Source organism: Saccharopolyspora terrae, assembly GCF_004348435.1.
GTDB classification, from domain to species: Bacteria; Actinomycetota; Actinomycetes; order Mycobacteriales; family Pseudonocardiaceae; genus Saccharopolyspora; species Saccharopolyspora endophytica.
Genome location: NZ_SMKS01000017.1, coordinates 1 through 18,958 on the forward strand (window position 1 = coordinate 1; position 18,958 = coordinate 18,958).

General features: G+C 65.1%; 16 protein-coding genes and 2 pseudogenes. 12 read left to right on the forward strand and 6 right to left on the reverse strand.

Annotated elements, in window-relative coordinates; translation table 11 throughout:
- Positions 1–236: 236 nt before the first annotated feature.
- From E1181_RS12510 to E1181_RS12520, 3 genes are all read right to left on the reverse strand, one after another.
- Positions 237–1,298: a phosphotransferase family protein gene (locus tag E1181_RS12510; RefSeq protein WP_235876714.1), complete on the reverse strand. Its 1,062-nt coding sequence runs from the start codon at positions 1,296–1,298 to the stop codon at positions 237–239.
- An 83-nt stretch (positions 1,299–1,381) separates the two neighbouring features.
- On the reverse strand, positions 1,382–3,046 hold the full coding sequence (locus tag E1181_RS12515; protein WP_132674273.1) for a class I adenylate-forming enzyme family protein: 1,665 nt from the start codon (positions 3,044–3,046) through the stop codon (positions 1,382–1,384).
- On the reverse strand, positions 3,043–3,996 hold the full coding sequence (locus tag E1181_RS12520) for a cyclase family protein (protein ID WP_132674275.1): 954 nt from the start codon (positions 3,994–3,996) through the stop codon (positions 3,043–3,045). The genes E1181_RS12515 and E1181_RS12520 overlap by 4 nt, the downstream gene beginning before the upstream one ends.
- A 157-nt stretch (positions 3,997–4,153) precedes the next feature.
- On the opposite strand from E1181_RS12520, the gene E1181_RS12525 reads away from it, so the two are divergent.
- Positions 4,154–5,059 (forward strand): TetR family transcriptional regulator, encoded by a 906-nt coding sequence (locus E1181_RS12525; protein WP_132674277.1) that lies wholly within the window; start codon positions 4,154–4,156, stop codon positions 5,057–5,059.
- 44 nt (positions 5,060–5,103) lie between these two features.
- Here E1181_RS12525 and E1181_RS12530 read toward each other — a convergent pair whose 3' ends face one another.
- Positions 5,104–6,378: an MFS transporter gene (locus E1181_RS12530; protein WP_165944600.1), complete on the reverse strand. Its 1,275-nt coding sequence runs from the start codon at positions 6,376–6,378 to the stop codon at positions 5,104–5,106.
- A 382-nt stretch (positions 6,379–6,760) separates the two neighbouring features.
- On the opposite strand from E1181_RS12530, the gene E1181_RS12535 reads away from it, so the two are divergent.
- Complete coding sequence (locus E1181_RS12535) at positions 6,761–7,114, forward strand: UBP-type zinc finger domain-containing protein (protein WP_132674281.1); 354 nt, start codon at positions 6,761–6,763, stop codon at positions 7,112–7,114.
- A gap of 126 nt (positions 7,115–7,240) precedes the next feature.
- Here the strand turns inward: E1181_RS12535 and E1181_RS12540 are convergent, their stop codons facing one another.
- Entirely contained in the window at positions 7,241–8,515 is a 1,275-nt protein-coding gene (locus tag E1181_RS12540) for a PucR family transcriptional regulator (protein WP_132674405.1), read from the reverse strand.
- 183 nt (positions 8,516–8,698) lie between these two features.
- Between E1181_RS12540 and E1181_RS12545 the strand changes: the two genes are divergently transcribed.
- The 4 genes from E1181_RS12545 to E1181_RS12560 all read left to right on the forward strand — a co-directional run bounded on the left by E1181_RS12545 (position 8,699) and on the right by E1181_RS12560 (position 12,958).
- Positions 8,699–10,057, forward strand: coding sequence for an MFS transporter (locus E1181_RS12545; protein ID WP_132674283.1), 1,359 nt, complete (start codon positions 8,699–8,701; stop codon positions 10,055–10,057).
- Positions 10,058–10,085: 28 nt separating this feature from the next.
- On the forward strand, positions 10,086–11,099 hold the full coding sequence (locus E1181_RS12550) for an NAD(P)H-quinone oxidoreductase (protein ID WP_207922122.1): 1,014 nt from the start codon (positions 10,086–10,088) through the stop codon (positions 11,097–11,099).
- Positions 11,100–11,152: 53 nt separating this feature from the next.
- On the forward strand, positions 11,153–12,031 hold the full coding sequence (hchA, locus tag E1181_RS12555; RefSeq protein WP_132674285.1) for a glyoxalase III HchA: 879 nt from the start codon (positions 11,153–11,155) through the stop codon (positions 12,029–12,031).
- A 117-nt stretch (positions 12,032–12,148) separates the two neighbouring features.
- Positions 12,149–12,958, forward strand: a complete 810-nt coding sequence (locus E1181_RS12560) for an SDR family NAD(P)-dependent oxidoreductase (RefSeq protein ID WP_132674287.1) — start codon at positions 12,149–12,151, stop codon at positions 12,956–12,958.
- Between the two features lie 410 nt (positions 12,959–13,368).
- On the opposite strand, the gene E1181_RS12565 is transcribed toward E1181_RS12560, so the two are convergent.
- Complete coding sequence (locus E1181_RS12565) at positions 13,369–14,004, reverse strand: TetR/AcrR family transcriptional regulator (protein WP_235876715.1); 636 nt, start codon at positions 14,002–14,004, stop codon at positions 13,369–13,371.
- A 301-nt stretch (positions 14,005–14,305) separates the two neighbouring features.
- Here E1181_RS12565 and E1181_RS12570 point away from each other — a divergent pair, with 301 nt between their 5' ends.
- The 6 genes and pseudogenes from E1181_RS12570 (at position 14,306) to E1181_RS12590 (ending at position 18,958) form a co-directional block, all read left to right on the forward strand.
- Entirely contained in the window at positions 14,306–14,626 is a 321-nt protein-coding gene (locus E1181_RS12570; RefSeq protein ID WP_132674289.1) for a hypothetical protein, read from the forward strand.
- A 60-nt stretch (positions 14,627–14,686) separates the two neighbouring features.
- Positions 14,687–14,935 (forward strand): annotated as a pseudogene (locus E1181_RS32860) (RNA polymerase sigma factor); the annotation flags it as partial.
- A gap of 82 nt (positions 14,936–15,017) precedes the next feature.
- On the forward strand, positions 15,018–15,263 hold the full coding sequence (locus E1181_RS32865) for a sigma factor-like helix-turn-helix DNA-binding protein (RefSeq protein WP_408009727.1): 246 nt from the start codon (positions 15,018–15,020) through the stop codon (positions 15,261–15,263).
- 11 nt (positions 15,264–15,274) lie between these two features.
- On the forward strand, positions 15,275–17,014 hold the full coding sequence (locus E1181_RS12580; protein ID WP_132674293.1) for a GMC oxidoreductase: 1,740 nt from the start codon (positions 15,275–15,277) through the stop codon (positions 17,012–17,014).
- A gap of 365 nt (positions 17,015–17,379) precedes the next feature.
- Positions 17,380–18,761, forward strand: a pseudogene (locus E1181_RS12585) (fatty acid desaturase).
- Positions 18,762–18,766: 5 nt separating this feature from the next.
- Entirely contained in the window at positions 18,767–18,958 is a 192-nt protein-coding gene (locus E1181_RS12590) for a ferredoxin (protein WP_132674411.1), read from the forward strand.

The window sequence follows — 18,958 nt, forward strand, 5'->3', positions numbered from 1 at the left end:
GCGCGCCAACCGATACGCTTCCCACCGAGGTCTCCGGATAGATGTTGATCTTCTTCGTCGCTGATCCATCTACCGGAGACCTCACTATGTTCAACCACCGGGCCCCACGTTCCTAAACAGCTCCTAGACCTGAGCTCGCACCGGTGACGATCGCGACCTTCCCGTCCAAGCGGAAGGTGTCCAGCACCGACATGATTCCTCTCCGTTCTGCTGCGATGCGCTTCTGCGGATACCGGTCAGGCCGACCGACCGATAATGGCCAGTCCTTCCTCCGCGATTCGGATGATCTCGTCGGAGAGATCACCGAAGTCCTGACCCGCCATGGCACCCCCGGCGACGCGGGCGGCGATGCCTTGGGCGATCACCGCGAACTTGAAGTGGGCGAACGCCTCGTAGAAGTGGATTGCGTCCACGTTTCGACCGGTGTGGGCCACGTAGCGGTCAACGAGGTGATCTCTTCCGGGAAATCCCGGGAGCGTTGTCACGGTCGGGCTGAGGAGACGTTGTGCTTCGCCGACTTCCCGCCAGTAGAACAGCAGCAGTCCGACATCGGTGAGCGGATCGCCGAGCGTGGACAGTTCCCAGTCGAGCACGGCAGCCACGGTGGAGGGCTCGTTCCGGCTCATCAGGCAGTTATCCAACCGGAAGTCACCGTGGACGACAGCGGGCGGAGGGCTTTCCGGCATGCGAACGGCGAGTTCATTGGCCAGGGCGTCGACGGCCGGCACCTCGCTCGTGCGACTGGCTTCCCACTGGTCCCGCCAACGCTTGATCTGGCGTGCTAGAAAACCAGCCGGCCTTCCGAAGTCTGCGAGTCCCAGTTCGTCCGGATCGAGGGCGTGGAGCGCGGCGAGCACATCGACGAGCGAGTCAGCGATTGCGCGGCGTTCATCGGCGGTGCGGGCGTAGTCGTCCGGCATCTCGTCACGCAGCACGTGTCCCGACACCTTCTCCATGACGTAGAAGGGTGCGCCGATCGTGCTACTCGTGGTGTCCTGAACGACGACTTCCGGCACCGGGACGGTCGTGTTCGCGAGGGCGTGGAGGACCCGCACTTCGCGCCCCATGTCGTGGGCACGCGGCAGCAAGGGGCCCCGCGGCGGACGTCGAAGCACCAACTGACCGGAAGCACTCGTGAGTTCGAAGGTCAGGTTCGACTTACCGCCGGTGATCAGCGTCCACGTCATGTCCTGCCATGCCGGATCCTGCAGGCTGTCGGCGAGCAAACGGCCCAATTCCTCCGGGCAGACGAGTTCTCGCAGCTCTGATTGCTCCGACGTCGCGTTGTGACTGGTCAAGGGATCATTCCTCCACAACGCCTCGCCGGCCTCCAGCATCACGAGGTCGGCGAGGCGTTCGGGTCGGCCAGGCTGGCACTGGGTCAGGGACTGGTGGTACGCAACTGTCGACGCAGGATCTTCCCGGTTGTCGTTTTGGGTAGTTCGCTGACCAGCTCGATCTCCCGCGGGTACTTGTAGGCCGCCATACCGTTCCTGCAGTAACCGGAGAGCTCGTCCACGGTCGTCGAGGAGCCGGGCTTGAGCACGACGAAGGCCTTGACGGTCTCGCCGCGGTACTCGTCGGGAACTCCGACTACGGCTGCCTCCAACACCGCCGGGTGCCCGTAGAGGACGTCCTCGACCTCACGCGGCCAGACCTTGTACCCCGACGCGTTGATCATGTCTTTCTTGCGGTCCACGATGTAGAACCAGCCTTCGGCGTCCATGAAGCCGACGTCGCCGGTGCGGAGCTCTCCGCCGGGCAGCGAGGCCTCAGTGGCCTCGGGCCTGTTCCAGTAGCCGGGCACGACTTGCGGACCCGAGATCGCGATCTCGCCCAGGTGGCCTGCTCGGACCTCCACACCGTCGTCGTCGAGGATCCGCACGGCGGTGTTGAACACCGGAACGCCAATCGACAGCGCTCCCGAGGTGGGGTCCACCGGCGCTCTGGAGTGGGGTGGCACGAGGTGGGTGGGTGAGTTCGTTTCGGTCAAGCCGTAAGCGTTGTGGATGTAGTGACCGGTCTTCGCCAGGAATTGCTCGTTCACCGCCGGCGGGATTGGAGCACCACCGGAATAGATCAGCCGGAGGGAGGAAAAGTCTTCTGCAGTAGCTCCCTCCACCGTGGACAGGCTGATGAACGCAGTGATCGCGCCGATAGTGAAGGTAGGACGGTGTTCCCGGACCGCGTCCAGGATCGCACCGGCGTGGAATCGGTGTGCCAGGACCAGCGGGCATGGCAGCAGCAGGGCGACGCCGACGTGGCCGATCAGTCCGGTGATGTGGAACAGCGGGGCGATGCCCAACACGCTGTCGGACGGGGTCAGGCCCATCCAATCGCGATACGTCTGGGCGTTGAACGCCATCGTGCCGTGCGTGTTCATCGCGCCCTTGGGCTGACCGGTGGTTCCCGAGGTGTAGGTCAGCACCGCGACATCCCCAGGCCTGGGTGGCTCGGCCCGCGGCTCACGGCCTCGGTTGTCGTCGATGAGTTCGAGCAGGTCGAGAGTTCCCTCGTGGCGCTCCCGGGTTACCCGCCCGAAGATCCGCTGGTCCCCTCGAGTCTGCCAGTCCAGGGCCGAGCACGTGATGACCGTGGAGACCTGCGTCGCGCCGGAGGAGACCACATCGCGCGCCACCGACGCGTGGAGCTCGTCCAGGCACAGCAGCGCGGTGGCACCCGAGTCAGCCAGGAGATAGGTCAACTCCCGAGCCTTGTTCATCGGGTTGATCGCGACAGCTGCTCCCCCGGCTTTCCACGCGGCTACTAGTGCGATCACGAATGCCGGGTTGTTCTGAACGTAGATGCCCAAGCGGTCGCCGCGTCGAAACCCGTTGTCCTGCAGCCCGACTGCCAGAGCGTCCGAGGCCGCGTCGACCTCAGCGAAGGTGAGTTCTCCGTCGAAGTACCGGATCGCTGTGACCTGAGGTGCACATGTCACCGCCGCTCGGAGTATCTCGAGCATCGTCGAGTAGTCGGCGGTGATGTCAGCCGGCGTGCCGCTGGTGTAGTGATCCAGCCAAGGACGATCGTTGTACGTGCTCATTTGACCACCACGGGGTTGACCGGCGCACCTGTCGCCTGGTGCACCTTCAGCGGGGCTGCGGTGTAGAGGAAGGTGTACTGCCCGTCCTGGGCGCAGTCGTCAGCCAGCTTCTCGAGATCGCAGACCTCGGTGAACACCACCCCGAGGTTGCGCATCAACGCGCAGTGCAACGGCAACGCGAAGCCGTTGTTCGGGTCGAAGGTGACCTCGTTGGCGATGGTGTCCGTGACCAGGTTCGGGATCTCCCTGTCCTGGAACCACTCCGTGAGTTCACGGCTGTAAACCAGCCCTGGTTCGCAGAAGTCCTCGTAGAACGCATCCCCCTGTTCGAAGAACAGCTTGAGGAAGTTGGTGCGCACGATCAGCACGTCGTGCTTCTCGATGGAGACGCCCTGCTCCTTGGCGCAGGCCTCGAAATCTTCGTGCGTGAACGTTTCCGCCTTGCCCAGGTTCTCCTTACCCCGGTACCGCGCCATGTCGAGCAGGATTCCCCGCCCCACGACACCCCGCTCGGCGATGGGTTCCACGCTGGCCTTGTCCAGGCCGCCCACCGTGGTGCGAGCGTCGTAGCCGTTCCAGATCTTCCCGCCGTACCAGACGTGCCCCAGCGCGTCGTATTGGGTCGATCCCTGCAGAAAGGCTTCGAGCTTGTCATCGGCGTAGTGCAGTCCGCCTGGGAAAGCTGGGGCACCGTCCTCATCCCAGCGGGACTCGTCGATGATCATTTCCCTGGTGGCCGGCGCGCGCCCCGGCCACACCGGATCCCCATTCGGGTCGCCTATCAGCCGCTGCAAGGTGAACACTGCGCCCGTCCGGACATGGGAGACACCGCGAAGCACCTCTTGCGGGGCGAGGTGGTTGAGAGCGCCCACTTCGTCGTCGGTGCCCCACCTGCCCCAGTTCGTCGGGGCACTGCGGAGGAGCTCGTCCATGTTGGCGACATCAGCCATGGTCAATCCCTGCCTCATCATTGAGTACGGAACGATCGTTCGGTCTGACGATGCGTCTTCGTGGAGCTAGAAGTTCGCACTAAAAAGGCACATGGTCAACCTATGAGCGGATGAACTGAACAGGCGCCATAAAGAAGTGTTTTGCTATGCTGAACACATGGAGGAAGCCCCTCACCCGCCACACACGCGTTCGGACCTCGTCGGGGAAACCATCCGGGCAGCTCGGCAAAGCCGCGGCACGTCACTGCGCGATCTCGCCAAGCGGATCGACGTCAGCCCAGCCACGCTCAGTGCCATCGAGACCGGCAAGACCGGCGTCTCGGTCGCCAGGCTCCACGTCATCGCGACGGAGCTGGCAACGACAGCGAGCGATCTGCTCAGCGGGCTCTCAGCGGAGGCCGCGCGCCCCTGGCCGCCGGCGGCGCCTGGCCACCCGGGAACCCGTACCGACAACTGGCGGGACTTTCCGCCGCTTGCGATAGACCCGGTGCTCACAGCCGCCATCGGCGCGTTCGTCGAAACCGGATACCACGGTGCCACCATGCGTTCGATCGCACAGCGGGCCGAGATGAGCGTGCCGGGCGTCTACCACCACTACAGCAGCAAGCAGGAACTGCTGGTGACCTGCCTGGACATCAGCATGGATGAGCTGCACTGGAGGGTTCCCGCCGCACGACGTGAAGGGCGGTCCGCGCATCTGCGGGTGGCGCTCATGGTCGAATGCCTGGCGTTGTTCCACACGCATCGGCATGATCTCGCGTTCATCGGCGCCAGCGAGATGCGCGGCCTGGAGCCCGCGAGCCGGCGGCGCATCGCCGGGCTGCGCAACGACATCCAAGGCATGCTCGACGAAGAAGTGGACACCGCGATCGGAGAAGGAACCCTTACGACCTCCAACCCTCGCAGCGCGACGCGGGCCATCTCGACCATGTGCACGTCGTTGCCCCAGTGGTTCCGACCGGCAGGGCCGGCCACACCCGAGCAGATCGCCATCGACTACGCGCAATTTGCACTGGATCTCCTCGGCTACCACCCGCGCACGCAGCTATCTCCCGAAGCCTGACGGGAGTGCCGTTGCCGGCAACGACCGCCAGGCCAACTGCAGCTTCAACGCGATGTGCGATCCGCCCGCCGGCTCAGCACGGTGCCCACCAGAGTGCTCACCGCTGCGAGTGCGATCGTGACGGCAAACAGGTAGAAGGTGGTCGCGAGCCCGAGCGGCGCGGATACGAACCCGGCGGCGACCACCGGTGCGGAGATCGCCACGTAGGCCACGACGAAGTATGCGGCAAGCGTTTCCCCGCGGGCGTGGGTCGGCGCTGCCTGCACCACTCGCCGCGTCGCCCCCATGAACGTCAGACCGAACCCGATCCCCGTCACGATCGCACCGGCGAAGAACACAACCGGACTCGACAGCGGCAACGCCATCGCCGCGATGAGCATGCCCGCGATCAACGCTGCACTCCCCGCCAACGAGGCGGCCACGTTGGAGATCCTGGTGAACACCACCTGCGCCACCCCACCTACGCCCTGCATGCTGAGGATCACCAGGCCCACGACCAGGTGATTGTTGACCTGCAGCAATTCCTTGGCGATGCTGCCGCCCAGCCCGAGGTAGAGGCCGGCCACCGCCCAGGCCGCGAATGCGCCGAGCGACGCCAGGGCGAATTGACCACGGATCTCACGGGGGATCTTCAAGCGCTGAAGGCGGAGCACACCTCCCCCACCGGTACGTTCCACGGTCTCCGGCACGCGCAACGCAATTGCCGTCACCAGCACAAGCGCGACGATCGCGAGCAGCACGTAGGGCGTTCGCAGCGGGAAGACGACGAACTCGGCTATCGCGCCGGCGGCGACCGCGCCCACTGCGATCCCCAACGCTCCGGAAGTGCTGTTCACCATCGCCGCAAATCGGTGATCACTGCGCGGGTGCAGCTCAGTCAGGGCGGCTCCGGCAGCGCCGGTGAACACACCGGTGGCCAGGCCCTGCACGCCACGCGCGACGTACAGCCACGCCACTCCGCTCGCGAAGACGAACAGAACCAGACTGGCGATCAGCACCGCGACGCTACCCAGCAATACTGGTCGGCGCCCGATCCGATCCGATAGACCCCCAGAGAGCAAGAGCGCGACCACCACACCACCGGCGTAGGCTGCGTAAATCGACGTCAACGTCGCGGCGGAGAACTGCCACTGCGCCTGGTAGTCGACATAGAGCGGGGACGGTACCGCACTAGCGGCGAGGGCGAATGCCATGGCCGCGGCGACGACCCAGAAAGCGAACGCCGAACGCGCACCAGGGTGCTTCCCCAGGCTTTGAGAAGCAGCAGAACGCTCCGCCACTGCAACACCATCAAAGAGCCTTGAGTCTTCTCGCTTCACCGCGCTCCTCTTCCTGCCAGCTGCAGTCCCACGCATGCCGATCCGGCGTGACACGGCTGCTCCCCACCGGCTTTCGGGATGACTTGCCGACCCCACATTGGTGATCGGACTGAGCGGGTCAACATGAGCAATTCGCGGCACATTCCCCCACAACCTCCTCTGTGGTGGGAAGAACATGACTCCACTATCTGATGGGGAAAGACTGTGGTGGAACGACAAAGGGTTCTGTTGGCCGACCACAATAGATCCCGGGTGCAACGTGCAGCCGAAATGCTGTCAGCCAGTCATAATCGGGTGTGTTCTGCCGGAGTCCCATCCGAATCGTTCTCGATGGAGAGAGACTCCGGTGGTAAGCAAGAACCCGCGAGTCAGGAGGTCTGCCATGGCAACCGGGCCCATCCCAGGGATCAATCCAGCTGTGAGCCCCAGCGGAAACGGCTGCGTGGAATGCCTGGCCGGCGACGGCTGGTGGTTTCACTTGCGGCGCTGCGCCGAGTGCGGGCACATCGGCTGCTGCGACTCCTCACCCGGACAACACGCCACCCAGCACGCCCGCACCACCGGTCACTCGGTCATCAGCAGCTTCGAACCAGGTGAGGACTGGTTCTGGAACATCGAGACCGGACGGTTCCACCGGGGCCCCGAACTCGCACCACCGACCTCTCACCCGGTGTCCCAATCGGTACCGGGGCCAGCGGAGCGCGTTCCCCCGGATTGGCGCCGGCGCCTGCATTGATGGGCACATCCACAGGCGCCAGCGCGCCGGCGCAATTCAGCAGACAGGGCTGCGAGGGCTAGCGGAAGACCACCGTCGATGGCTGAGATGACCTCGGTGGCCAAATCCACAAACTCTGGAGAGCGTTCACCGACCTTCCGGCGGCGATGCGGCCGGTGGGCGGCCGGAGAGCAACCGCACGGCGATCAACAGCTCCTGCACATCGGCGAGCCGGCGCAGGTCGCATCCGGTGCGCTCAGCGATGCGGTCCAGCCGGTAGTAGGCGGTGTTGACATGCATGTGCAGGCGCTCCGCCGCGACCTTCGCGTTGAGGTCGCTCGCGATGTACTCCAGTAGCGTGCTGATCAGCGCCCCGCCCCGGGCCTGGTCTTCCTCGACGAACCGGCGCAGCGCTGGCCGGATCAACCGGCGGGCCGTCTCGTCCTCGCGCAGCACCAGGTAGTCGAAGGTCGACAGTTGCGGCAGCGCCAGCACTCCCGGCTCACCCCGAAGCCCGTCCCTGGCCACGCACGCTTCGGCATAGGCCTCCGGCACTTCGGTCAGGCCCTTGTGGGCGGTGCTGATGCCCACCGCCAGCGGAATTCCCTGTCGGCTCAGCCGCGCGATCGCTTTCTCCAGGGCGTCCGCCGCACCGCTCATTCCACCGGAGCGCACCGGGAAGATCGTGACGACCTCGTCCTGGCGGACGACCGTGAGCCCGTGATAACTGGCGCCGACCGCCTCACGCACCGCTGATACGGCATCGCGCAGCGTCCAGTCACCCAACAGCGGCCGGATCGGTGCCGCGGAGGCGACGCTCACGCTGGTCGCGGGCTCGAGACCGGCCGACCGCAACATCGCCTGTTTGGGGCCCGGCGACAAGTCACGACCCGCGAGCAGGTCCTCGAGCAGGTCTCGACGGACACGGTCGCTTTCCGCGACCTGGTGTTGGTGGGCGTGCAGGAAGGCCTCCGCCGCCACCGTGCTGCCCACTTCGATCACCTGCATCACGTGGGTGGCGAGTGTGAGCGCCGCTTCCCGCGCCTCCGGGTCGTCCTTCGCAGTTTCCAGCAGCCCTTCCCACAGGGTGACCTGCCCGATCCGGTACGCCTTGAGGAAGTCGGACAAGGCCACGCCCTGGCGCACGCGGTTGGCCGCGTACTTCCAGGTGACCGGGAAGTCGGAGCGCTGCGGCGACCGGGCCTCGGACAACGAGGTCAGCGCAGCCCTGAACACCGCATCCACGTGTGCGGTCAACTCGGCGTGCAGCCCTTCGTCCGGGCTCGCGGCATAGGCGGGCACCTGCGCCCAGGTCCGCTCCACCGAGCGCGCCACGATCGCATCGAAAGACGCCTCGACGCCGTCGATGATGCGCCGAACAGCGGGAGCGACCTCGCCCTTTACCCCATTCCGTCGCGCCATCACCACAACTCCCGAACCTCAAAAGTACCCATGGCCGACATCGTCTTGTCAGCGTAACCGACTTTTGTTGTCCAACAACAAGGCGATGTGACAGGTGTTGTGAGCCGGTCATCGTGCCCTGGGGAGCGAGTAACCGGGATAGTCGAGTGCTACCCGAAGCTCCTAATCACCCTCGAGGGAAGCATGAGCACCGAACTACCCACGGCGTCCGGCAATGGTGCCGCGCCACGGCGGCCGATGGGGCGCATAGCAACCGCCTCACTGGTCGGAACCACGATCGAGTTCTACGACTTCCTGATCTACGGGACCGCCGCCGCTTTGGTGTTCGGCCCCTTGTTCTTCCCCTCGCTCGGCCCGGCGGCGGCAACGGTCGCGGCGATCGCCACGTTTGGTGTGGCCTTCGTGTTCCGCCCCCTCGGGGCGATCGTGTTCGGTCACTTCGGCGATCGCCTCGGTCGCAAGAGGACTCTCGTCACGACTCTGCTCATGATGGGCGGTGCCACGTTCGTGATCGGACTCGTACCGACGGCGTCTGACATTGGTGTTGCGGCGCCCATCGTGCTCGTAGTTCTGCGGGCGGTGCAGGGCGTCGCGCTCGGCGGGGAATGGGCCGGAGCGGCGTTGCTGCCCTCCGAGTACGCGCCGCCGAAGCAACGAGGCCTGTACAGCATGTTCCCCCAGCTCGGCCCGGGGTTCGGCGTCGCGATGTCCAGCGCGACGTTCCTGGTGTCGGCGCTGGTCGTGAGCCCTGAGGCGTTCGCGAACTGGGGATGGCGCGTTCCCTTCCTGGCCAGCGCGGTGCTCATCGCCCTCGGGCTGTACGTGCGTCTCAAGATCGATGAGACGCCCGCGTTCAGCAAGGCCGCCACCCGCAACGAGAGTGTCACACTGCCCTTCGCCGACGTCCTGCGCGAACAGTGGCGTCAGGTGATGCTCGGCGGCGGCATGTTGTCGATGACGTTCGGCTCCTTCTACATCGCCACCGTTTACCTCACCGGCTACGCCGGGCGCGCCGATGGCACAGGCGTGCTCGGCCTGTCGCAGACAACGATCCTGGTCGTCGATATCCTCGCCTCAGGCGTGCTCTCCGTCGGTGTCATCGGTTCGGCGATCGTCTCGGACCGGATCGGCCGTCGGCCGGTCCTGCTGGTCGGCACCACGTTCGGGATCGTCGCCGGGCCGCTGGCCTTCGCCATCATGCAGCCCGGCAACGCCTTCTCCTTCTTCGTGGCGATGATGCTGCTGATGCTCGTACTCGCCATCCCCTACGGCCCGGCCGCTGCCTATTTACCGGAGCTCTTCCACACCCGGTATCGCTACACCGGAGCGGGTATGAGCTACAACCTGGCCGGCATTCTCGGCGGCGCCATGCCGCTACTGGTGGCAGCGCCTCTCGCAGCAGAGTTCGGCGGTTTCGGCGTCGCCTTCTTCCTCTCTGCCCTCGGGATCATCAGCACCGGATGCGTACTGGCGATGAAGGAAACGCACGCAGTGGCGCTCGACGCAACCACCCAGACCACTCCGGCAACCGAAACCTCCTGATCTCCACTCACACCCACAGGAGACGATCGTGAACGAGGCACCGACCCCAAACGAGATGACCGAGATAGTCATCTCCCGGCCCGGCGGTCCCGACGTGTTGCAACCCCGAACCGTGGCCGTGCCGACACCGCGCGACCGCGAAATCCTCGTGCGAGTCGAAGCAGCGGGCGTCAACCGTCCGGACGTGATGCAGCGCGAGGGCAAGTACCCGATGCCGCCCGGGGTCAACCCGACTCCAGGGCTCGAGATCGCCGGTGAGATCGTCGCCGTCGGCCACGGCGTTACCCAGTTCGCGATCGGTGACAGGGTCTGCGGACTGACCGAAGGCGGTGGTTATGCCGAATACTGCGTCATGCCTGCCGCCCAGGCGCTCCCCTTGCCCGACGGTGTCGACGCGGTGCACGCCGCGGCCATTCCGGAGACCTTCTTCACCGTGTGGGCAAACCTGTTCGGCATCGCCAGCGCGTCCAAGGGTGCAACTCTGCTCGTCCACGGCGGCACCAGCGGCATCGGCTCGACCGCCCTGATGCTCGCCGAGGAATTCGGCCTCCGTGCTTGCGCCACTGACACTGGTCCGGACAAATGCCACGCGGTCCTCGAACTGGGCGCCGAACGAGCCATCGACTTTGGTGAAGAGAACTTCGTCGACGTCGTGCACGACTGGAGCGGCGGAAACGGGGTCGATATCATTCTCGATATCGTTGGTGGCGCATACCTCACGCGCAATCTCGAGGCCTTGGCCAAGGACGGAACGATCCTTCTGATCGGCTTCCTTGGCGGCGAGACCGCCGAGAAGGTCAACCTACTCGACATCGCGCTCAAACGAGCAAAACTTACTGGTTCCACCATGCGATCCCGTTCAGCTCAAGAAAAGGCCTCCGTCGCAGACGATCTGCGCGACAAGGTGTGGCCCGCCCTGTCTGCAGGCCGATGCCTACCCAAGATCCACGAGGTGTTCCCGCTGGAACGCGCCGCCGATGCGCACCGGCTGATGGAAAGCGGCTCTCACGTCGGCAAGATCGTCCTGCGACCACCGAGCTGACTTTGCTCGGTCACAGGTTCGACAAGGTTCAACAATGAAAGTAGGTTCACGAGATGTCCGATACAGCCAATCTGAGCAAGAATCCAACGCCGGACGAAGCTGAGGACAACGCGTTCTTCCCGTCCCCGTACTCATTGAGCCAATACACCGCGTCGAAGACCAACTTCGCCGGGGTGCAGCACAAGGGTGAATACACCGGCGGCAAGTGGAAGATCCTCATGCTCGCTGCGGACGAGCGCTACCTCCTGCTGGAAAACGGCAAGTTCTTCTCGACGGGTAACCACCCGGTCGAAATGCTGCTTCCCCTGCACCACCTCATCGAGGCCGGTTTCGAGGTCGATGTCGCGACCATTGGTGGCAATCCGGCCAAACTCGAATTGTGGGCCATGCCGCACGAGGACGAGGCTGTGCAGGCCACTTATGAGTCGCTCAAGGCGAAGCTGAAGCAACCCAAGAAACTCACCGAGGTCGTCGCCAACGAACTCGGAGAGGATTCTGACTACCTTGCCGTGTTCATCCCTGGTGGACATGCTGCCGTCATCGGGTTGCCGGAGAGCGAGGCCGTGCGGGACACGCTGGACTGGGCTCTGGCGAACGACAAGTTCGTCATCACGTTGTGCCACGGCCCTGCCGCGCTGCTCGCCGCCTCCCTGGACAAGGAGGAATCGCCATTCAAGGGCTACTCCGCCTGCGTGTTCCCGGATGCGCTCGACGAAGGGCCGAACCTTGACATCGGTTACCTGCCAGGGCGGCTGCGGTGGCTCGTGGCCGACCGGTTGACCAAACAAGGTCTGACAGTCCTCAACGATGACATGACCGGCAAGACCCACCAAGACCGCAAGCTTCTGACCGGCGACAGCCCACTCGCCTCGAACGATCTCGGCCTCCTCGCCGCAGGGGCTCTCATCGAGGCAGTTCAGAAGACCGGATAGGGCCCCTTCGGGCGCTCACCAAAGCGCAACGAAATCCCGGGCCGCCGGGGGATCCGACAACCGGATCACCGCGGCGGCCCCGGGACTAAACCCGAACCCCAGTGAAAGAGCATCAGCATGAGTGGCAAGACCTGGTTCATCACTGGCGCCTCCCGCGGATTCGGCCGCGTCTTCGCCACGGCAGCCCTTGACCGTGGCGACAGAGTCGCCGCCACAGCCCGCAACCCCGATGCGCTGGCCGAACTGGTCGACACCTACGGCGACGCGATCCTTCCCCTCACTCTCGACGTGACGAATCGCGCCGCCGCATTCGAGTCGGTGCACGCCGCGCAGCGGCACTTCGGGGCCCTTGACGTCGTCATCAACAACGCAGGCTACGGACTGTTCGGCTTCGTGGAGGAAACGTCCGAAAAGGAGGCACGCGAGCAAATCGAGACAAACCTGTTCGGCACCATGTGGGTCACCCAGGCCGCACTTCCGATCATGCGCGAGCAGCGCAGCGGACACATCATCCAGATCTCCAGCTTCGGCGGCATCGTCGCCGTCCCGCACTTCGGCGCTTACGTCGCCAGCAAATGGGCGGTCGAAGGTCTTTCCGACGTGCTCGCCCAGGAAGTCGCCGGCTTCGGTATCCACGTCACGGTGGTCGAACCCGCAGGCTACGCCACCGACTGGGGCGGCCAGTCCGCCAAGCACACCACACCGAACCCCGCCTACGACGCCGTCCGGCCGGGCTCATGGGGATCAGGCGGCTACGACCCCAGCCACGCGGGACCGGCCATGCTCGAAATCGTCGACGCGAAGCAGCCGCCTCGTCGGGTCGCCTTCGGCTCCGGTGTTGTGAACACCTTCAACCGGGTCTACGCCGACCGCATCCGCCACTGGGAGAAGTGGGAACACGTGTCCGATATGGCCAGCGGCACCTGACATCCGACTCCCGCCCACGGGTTCGTCGAGGTCATGAGTCCGACGAGCTTCCCTCAGCTCCCACCGAATCCGTCGGGCGGTGAAAACGCCGGAACATGCGCCGAGGTCAAGATGCCAACTCCTTGCGGTGGTGGAGTTCCCCAGGCATCGTTGTCGATCTCTGTGCCGGGCTGCGTGCCCCGATCAAGTCTCAACCGCCAACCGCAGTTCCTCCCGGCAATTCCCCGAGTTCGGGCACCGGGAAAGTTCTTTGGCGGAGAGCACGACCAATCGGCGGCAGCGTCCCCCACCCCCGCTGACCCAAACGGTGCCTGCGGAACGTCGGCCCATCTTTACGGAACAGACGTCGGCATCCCCTCGACCAGACAGACCTTTCGCACCGGCACCCCTCAGCGCAAACCCATGGCGATCTACCGCTTGGTCGTCTCCTCTGACATGTCGCTGCCTGTCTCAATCGTGGCCGTAGTGGCGTGCGCGACGAGGGTTCGGATTTGAGCGACGGCATCTTCCACAGGGCCAACCGGTTGAGTGAGGTGGCTGAGCGTGAGGCGCACGAACACTTCGATCAGCCACACGCGCGTGTCCGGGGGAAGCTGCGGGTAGAGGACGGCGGCGTCGGCCTGGATGCGGGCCAGGGCGGGCTGCAGGACCGGTTCAGGGTGGGTCGTGAGCAGGGGCAGGAGATCGTTGTTGCCCCCGGGGGCGCCGAGGGCCACAGCTTTGACGAGTGGATTGTCGGCAGCCGTGCGCATCACGAACCCCGTGGCGGCCGGCAGGCCACGACCCGGATCACCCGGATGGGCCTGCAGTTGGGCGGAGACTCCGGCGAGAAAGCGCTCGGTCTCACGAGCGATGAGGGCCACTCCCAGATCGTTCTTGGTGCCGATCTCGTTGTAGACGCTCTTGCGACTCACTCCGACCCGCTCGGCGATGCGCCCCATGGTCACGGCTTGCCAGCCGTGGGAGCAGGTCAGCTCGAAGGCCGCATCGAGTAGTCGATCGCGGAGGAGGGCCCGCACCTCCGCGTGAAACCCCTGGTCACTCACGCCCCAAACTATACAGAAGCGATCACGCTGCCACCCGAGTTCACATTCGTGATCTTTTTGTGTAAGGTGTGCACACCGATTCCGTTCATGTGACGAGTCCGCTGCCTCGTGGCACCAAACCGCGCGAAGTGCCACCAGCGCTTCCGGGACAGAGATGGGCTGCAGCAAGGGTCAATCTCCATGGCCGAGGCGAGCGGGTCGCGCGAAAGACAGGCACTGACCGCAGGTAAAGCTGCGGTGCATCGGCGGATGCGAGCCCACCGCATCGACCGCCGCAAGTCCGGGCGCCAAGGCTGCCCACATGGTTCAGCTGCTCATCGCACTGATCTCAACCGCCGACTCCGCAGCGCAGGACCCTTTCAACCGCTCAGCCCAATCCACCGTGCACGACATGGCAAGAATGGGGCGCACCATGACCAACGGCATGGCCCAACTGCTCAGCATGGCGATCCCCCTCATGCTGTTCATGGTCAGTCCGGCACTGATCCCACTCATCGGCTGGCTCGTCGGGACGCTGCGCGATCTGATCGCCAGAGACCGGAGGCACGGCCGCCAAAGCACTTCTCGTTCCTTACGCGGCCACCGGCGCGATCCGAGGACTGCACGAGACCAGGAGGCCTAGCCGCCATGCCTCAGCGCCTTCCACGACCTCAGCTGCCGTAACTCACTCGTGACGAGCCCCATGAGCACACCAACTCCTCCCACAGACATCGCGTCCCCGAGGAGCAGCGCGTCCTGGCAGCTCGTGACTGCCGCACAGGCCGGCGATCGCGGTGCTTTCGCCACCCTCTACCAGACCTACGCACCACGACTACACCGCTACCTGCAGGCCCGTCTCCGCAACCAGGCCGTGGCCGAGGACCTGGCCAGCGAGACCTTCCTGCGCGCGCTGCGAAGTCTGCACACCGTGACCTACCAGGGCCGCGACGTCGGCGCCTGGCTCACCACTATCGCCGCCAATCTGATCCGCGACCAGCTCAAATCCGCCCGCCACCGGAACGAACTCCTCGATCATGACACCGCCAGCACCCAAGTCGCACACGCCAGCCCGGAAAGCATCGTCCCAGCGGAAGTGCCTGCTGCTGCGGTTCTTCCACGACTTCTCGATCGCCGATACCGCAGTAGCCATGAATCGCGATGTCAACGCGGTCAAAGCCCTCCAACACCGCGCCATCCGCCGCCTCGCCGCTCTCTTCAGTCGTGAACGAACGGGTCCTGCGGAACCAGTTCGTGAGCGGTCGGAGCACGTCGAGCGATGAAAGGACCACAGATGCGCCACGACTACGACGTGCTGGTCATCGGCTCAGGCTTCGGTGGGTCAGTGACCGCCTTGCGCCTGACCGAGAAGGGCTACCGGGTCGGTGTTCTCGAGGCGGGCCAGCGCTACACCGAAGAGAGCTACCCCCGGTCTTCCTGGGACCTGCGCAGGTTTTTGTGGGCGCCGAAACTCGGCTGCTACGGGATGCAACGCATCCACGTGGTCAAGGACGCGGTGATTCTCGCGGCCGCGGGAGTCGGCGGTGGTTCTCTCGTGTACGCCAACACGCTCTACGAACCGCTCGACGCCTTCTACGCTGACGCGCAGTGGTCCCACATCACCGACTGGCGCGCCGAACTGGCCCCCTACTACCGGCAGGCCAAAGCCATGCTCGGGGTCGAAACCAACCCCGACCGCACCGCCGCCGACCACGTTCTCGAGGAGGTCGCCGATGAGATGGGAGTGGGCAAGACCTTCCACTCCACGCCGGTCGGCGTCTTCTTCGGTGGGCCGCACACGCCACCCGGAACCGAGGTGGCAGACCCGTTCTTCGGCGGAACTGGCCCGTCACGGCGCACCTGCATCCGCTGCGGGTCCTGCATGACCGGCTGCCGGCACAACGCCAAGAACACGCTCGACAAGAACTACCTGCACCTGGCCGAGAAGGGCGGTGCTCAGATTCGCTCGCTGACCATGGTCACCGCTGTGCGGCCCCTGAGCGCGGGCGGGTACGCGGTCGACACCATCCGAACCGGGCGCAACAAGCGCAAGGAGAAGAACCGCACCACCTTGACCGCCGAACAGGTCGTTTTCGCGGCCGGCACCTACAACACTCAGAAGTTGCTGCACCACCTCCGCGACGAGGGCATCCTGCCGCACCTGTCTTCTCGGTTGGGCACGCTGACGCGCACCAACTCCGAGGCCATCCTCGGAGTCAAGAGTCGCAGCTCAGCGGCTGACTACACCACCGGTGTGGCGATCACCTCCTCGTTCCACCCGGACGACGACACGCACATCGAGCCCGTGCGTTACGGCAAGGGAAGCAATGCCATGGGCCTCCTGCAAACCGCGCTCACCGATGGTGGCAAGCGCATCCCGCGTTGGCTGACCTGGCTGCTGACCATGATCCTGCACCCGCGCAGCTTCACGTTCTTCTCCCCGCGCCGGTGGTCGGAGAAGACGATCATTCTGCTGGTCATGCAGAAGCTGGACAACTCCCTCAACATCGTCAGCAAGAAGGGCAGGTTCGGCCGTTTCACGATCACGTCGCGCCCAGGCCACGGAGCCCCCAACCCGACCTGGATCCCGGCAGGCCATGAGACCGCCCGCCGCGTGGCGACGAAGATCAACGGGACTCCCGGCGGCACGTGGGGCGATGTGCTCAACATGCCGATGACAGCGCACTTCATCGGTGGCTGCGTCATCGGGTCCACCCCCGAAACCGGGGTGATCGACCCTTATCAGCGCCTTTACGGGCATCCCGGGCTGCACGTGATCGACGGCTCGGCCGTCACCGCCAACCTCGGCGTGAACCCCTCACTGACCATCACCGCCCAAGCCGAACGAGCGGTGTCCTTCTGGCCCAACCGCGGCGAGCCGGACCCGCGTCCGCCGCTGGGCCGGTCCTACCAGCGACTGGCACCGATCGCTCCCCATCAGCCCCTGGTGCCGACTACCGCACCAGCGGCTCTCGATCTGCCCTGGCCGCACCGTCCCGACCCGGAGGGCCAGAAGGAGAAATCCGAGGCCTGACCAGACACGTTGGTGCACAGCACTTTTCCATCACAGCAGAGGGAATGCGCTGCACGTCGATTCGTTTGACCTGCGCCTGCACAGCTTTTTACTGCGGGGTTGCGGGATCGCATCGCAGCTCCCGAGGCCTCGTCGATGGTGGACCGGTCAAGGTGGGCGATCTTTCGCGCGCCAAAAGCCGTGGGCGGACACAGCGGACACCCACCCGGCAACGCGAAGCACCAGTGCAGCGCGCGGCTGAGACATCGCAAACTCGGAGCGCGCACGCCGCCGCACGAACAGCTTTACAAATTTCCACTATTGCCAAATTACACTTTACATATCTAAAGTTCTGTCAACCGATTCTCGGCAGTGAGGAGGTTGCAGTGGCTACTGCCGCAGCAAACGTCAGTGGGACGGTGCCCGCCGGCTCGACCGAGCGGTGGAAGGACAAGAAGCGCTACTTGTGGCTCATCGGACTGGTGATGCCGTCGCTCGCCTTCGTGGCGATGGGAGCCCACGCGCTGACCGGAGTGGGGGCGTGGTTCTGGATCGGGCCCGTCGTGCTCCTGGTGATCGTGCCGGCGGTGGATCTGCTGACCGGGCTCGATCGCTCCAACCCGCCCGATGACGTGATCGAGGCGCTGGAGAACGACAAGTACTACCGCTGGATCACCTTCCTGTACTCGCCGATCCAGTACGCGGGGTTCGTCGCGGCGTTGTGGCTGATCGCCCGCGGTGACCTCTCCGTCGTGGACAAGATCGGGCTGGCGGTCACGATCGGCTGCATCGGCGGCATCGGCATCAACACGGCTCACGAACTGGGGCACAAGAAGGAGAGCCACGAGCGGTGGCTGTCCAAGATCGCCCTGGCGCAGAGCTTCTACGGCCACTTCTACATCGAGCACAACCGCGGTCACCACGTGCGCGTGGCGACACCGGAGGATCCGGCCAGCGCCCGCGTGGGCGAGAACTTCTACCGGTTCTGGCCGCGCACCGTGTGGGGGTCGCTGACCAGCGCGTGGCACCTGGAGAAGAAGCGCTACGCGCGACGTGGACAGCACCCGTTCCGCATCGGCAACGACGTGCTCAATGCCTGGGTGATGTCGGCGGTGCTGTGGGGCGGGCTGCTTGCCTGGCTGGGCATCGGAATCCTGCCGTACCTGCTCGTTCAGGCGGTGGTCGGCTTCTCGCTGCTCGAGGTGGTCAACTACATGGAGCACTACGGGATGCTGCGCCGGCGGACCGGTCCCGACGGCACCGGCCGATATGAGCGGGTCTTGCCTAGCCACAGCTGGAATTCCAACAACATCGCCACCAACGTGCTGCTCTACCACCTGCAGCGGCACAGCGACCACCACGCCAACCCCACGCGCCGGTACCAGACCCTGCGCGACTACGAGGAGTCCCCGGTCCTGCCAACGGGATACGCCGGGATGATCTTGATCGCGATGGTGCCCGCGATCTGGCGCCGCGTCATGGACCCGCGGGTGGCCGCGCACTTCGGGGGAGACATGAGCCGGGCGAACATCGCCCCGCGGAAACGAGCGAAGGTGCTCGCGCGGTATCCCGCCCCCGCAGCGTCCGAGGAGGTGGCATGAGTCGGTACCGCTGCCCGGGTTGTGACTACACCTACGACGAAGCAACCGGCGATCCCCGCGAAGGATTCCCCGCCGGCACCGCATGGTCCGCCGTACCGGACGACTGGTGCTGCCCTGACTGCGGCGTGCGCGAGAAGGTCGATTTCGAACCAGGAGAGGATGAGTGAAACAGATGGAGATCGTCGTCGATCGATCCAAGTGCGAGGGTCTGGGCATGTGCGAGGCCATGGCGCACGAGTTCTTCGAGGTCCAGGACGACGGCAGCATGGTCGTCCTGGACGAGCAGCCGGGCGACGAACACCGCCAGACGGTGTCCGCCGCCGTGGACGCCTGTCCCGTGCTGGCACTCGCGCTGAAGGGGTAG